The organism is Craurococcus roseus (assembly GCF_039523795.1).
In the GTDB taxonomy this organism is placed as follows: Bacteria; Pseudomonadota; Alphaproteobacteria; order Acetobacterales; family Acetobacteraceae; genus Craurococcus; species Craurococcus roseus.
Genome location: NZ_BAAAFZ010000099.1, coordinates 11,819 through 14,462 on the forward strand (window position 1 = coordinate 11,819; position 2,644 = coordinate 14,462).

General features: G+C 75.8%; 3 protein-coding genes and 1 pseudogene. All 4 read left to right on the forward strand.

Annotated elements, in window-relative coordinates:
* The coding region (locus tag ABD067_RS24430) for a hypothetical protein (RefSeq protein WP_343898033.1) at positions 1 to 315 on the forward strand (315 nt) is incomplete at its 5' end.
* Between the two features lie 37 nt (positions 316 to 352).
* Positions 353 to 985: a CDP-alcohol phosphatidyltransferase family protein gene (locus ABD067_RS24435; RefSeq protein ID WP_343898034.1), complete on the forward strand. Its 633-nt coding sequence runs from the start codon at positions 353 to 355 to the stop codon at positions 983 to 985.
* A complete protein-coding gene (locus ABD067_RS24440; protein ID WP_343898035.1) occupies positions 982 to 2,175 on the forward strand; it encodes an AI-2E family transporter in 1,194 nt (397 codons plus the stop codon). The genes ABD067_RS24435 and ABD067_RS24440 overlap by 4 nt, the downstream gene beginning before the upstream one ends.
* Positions 2,172 to 2,644 (forward strand): annotated as a pseudogene (locus tag ABD067_RS24445) (chromosomal replication initiator DnaA); the annotation flags it as partial. The gene ABD067_RS24440 and the pseudogene ABD067_RS24445, both read left to right, overlap by 4 nt.

Genomic DNA, 2,644 nt, shown 5'->3' on the forward strand with positions numbered 1-2,644 from the left:
ACGCCGGGCTCGCTGCCCTCCGTGGCGGCCCCGCAAGGGCCGCCGGCGTCGAATTGGGTGGAGGCGGTCGCCACCTACCGCTCCCTCGGCGAGTGGCTGGAATTGCGCCGGCGCCTGACGGGCGCCGCGCCGGTGGCGTCCGTGGACATCGTCGGCATCGCCGTGGACGCGGCGCGGCTGCGCATCGGGCTCCGCGCGCCGGCGCCGGCCGCGGCGGACGAGCTGGCCGCGCTCGGCATCGCCCTGGCGCCCGTCCGCGGGGGGGCGGCGCCCGCGGGCGAGACCTGGCGGGTAGGCCTTGCCGGAGGGGGGTGACGCCGGCCGGCGCCCCATTGGCGGAGGAGGACCTCGCGTGACGACGGCGGGCGAACCTCCCGGCCGCCGCGACCCGGCCGCCCCGGCGCGGAGCGACGCGCTCGTCACGCTGCCCAACATCATCACCGTGGCCCGGCTCTGCGCCGTGCCCGTGACCGTGTGGCTGATCCTGAAGGGTCGGCTCGACATCGCGTTCTGGATGTTCGTCGGCGCAGGCGTGTCGGACGCGGTGGACGGTTGGCTGGCGCGGGTGCGGAACGCCCGCTCCGCGCTCGGCGCCATACTCGACCCGATGGCGGACAAGCTGCTGCTGGTGTGCGTCTACATCACGCTCGCCGCCATCGGCGTGCTGCCGGACTGGCTGGCGATCCTCGTGGTGTTCCGCGACCTGGTGATCGTGGGCGGCGTGCTGGTGCTCTGGGTGCTGGGCGAGGCACCGAAGATCCGGCCGATGATGCTGTCCAAGCTCAACACCGCCTTGCAGATCGTGCTCGCCGGCGTGGCGCTGCTGCTCGCGGGCTTCGATCTGCGCGCGGACGCGCTGCTGTCGGCGATGGTATGGACCGTGGCCGGCACCACGCTGGCCTCCGGCGCGGTGTACGTCGCCGCCGCCCTGCGCCGGCACCGCGACGAGCACCGCCGCCGCGGCGGCGGGGAGGGCGCTGCTTGAACAAGCCGCCCGCGGCGCCCCCCGGGCCGCTCCGGCCGCCCCCGGCGGAGGAACGGCGGCTCGCCGTCGCGCCCGCGCCTGCCCCGGCACGGCCGCCGCCGCAACCGCCGCGCCTCGCAACGCCCCGCCAGCGGCTGCTGCTGGCCGCGGGCGTCGCCTTCGTGCTGGCCGGCTCGCTGTGGCTGTTCTCGGCGATCCTGACGCCCTTCGTGCTGGCCGCGGTGATCGCCTACTTCCTCGACCCGGTGGCGACGCGCCTCGCCTGGATCGGCGTGCCGCGCGGCGCCGCGGCGCTGCTGCTGGTGCTGGCGCTGGCGCTGGCGGCGCTGCTCTGCGTGCTGCTGCTCTACCCGCTGCTGCTGGCGCAGGTCACGGTCCTGCTGCAACGCCTGCCGAGCTACGTGGTGGGCATCGGGCAAACGGTGCGCGAAGCCCTCGCGGCGCTGGCCGAGCGCCTGGGGCCGGAGATCGTGGACCAGCGGCTGCAAGACCTCGCCGTGGGGCAGGTGGGCGCCATCGTGTCCTTCCTCGGCGCCGCGCTGGCGCGGCTGGTGGGCGGCGGCGTGGCGCTGTTCAACGTCTTCACCATCGTCACCGTCACCCCCGTCGTCGCCTTCTACCTGCTGCGCGACTGGCCGCGGATGGTGGTGCGGATGGACGCCTGGCTGCCGCGGCGCTCGGCCGCCACCCTGCGGCAGCTCGCGCGCGAGACCGACCGGGTGCTCTCGGCCTGGCTGCGCGGGCAGTTGCTCTGCTGCGCTCTGCTCGCCGTCTACTACGCGACGGCGCTGTCCGCGGTGGGGCTGGAGCTCGGCGTCACCGTCGGGCTGGTGTCGGGCATCCTGACCTTCATCCCCTACGTCGGCTCCACGGTCGGCCTCATCGCCTCCGTGCTGCTGGCGCTGGCGCAGTTCGGCACCTGGAGCGGCGTGCTCACCGTGCTCGGCGTCTACGTCGCCGGGCAGATCGTGGAGGGGTACATCATCTACCCGCGCCTGCTGGGCGAGCGGGTGGAGCTGCACGCGGTCTGGGTGATCTTCGCGCTGTTCGCGGGCGGCGTGGCCTTCGGCTTCCTGGGCGTGCTGCTCGCGGTGCCGCTCGCCGCCACCCTCGGCGTCGTGTCCCGCTTCTGGCTGCGCCGCTACCTGGAAAGCCCGCTCTACCTCGACCCGCCGCGGACCGGCCGGTGAGCGCCGCGCCCTCCTACCCGCCGCGGCAATTGCCGCTGCCGCTCCCCCACGCCGAGTCCTTCGACCCGGCGGACCTGCTGGAGGACGCCTCCAACCGCGAAGCGCTGGCCTGGCTCCAAAGGCCGGAAGGGTGGCCCGGCGGCCGCCTCGCCCTGGCCGGCCCGGCCGCCACCGGCAAGACGCACATGCTCCGCGGCCTCGCCGCCCGGCGCGGCTGGCCGGTGCTGGACGGGGTGCGCCTGCGCGGCCTGCCGGAGGTGCCGGCGGCCGGCGTCCCGGGGACGGGCCTCGCGGTGGACGACGCCGATTGCGCCGCAGAGGAAAGGGCGCTGCTGCACCTCATCAACATCTGCGCCGAACGCCGGCAGCCTTTGCTGCTCGCCGGGCGCGAGCCGCCGGCGCGCTGGCCGGTGGCGCTGCCCGACCTCCGCAGCCGGCTCCGCGCGACCGCGGTGGCGGGGGTCCGGCC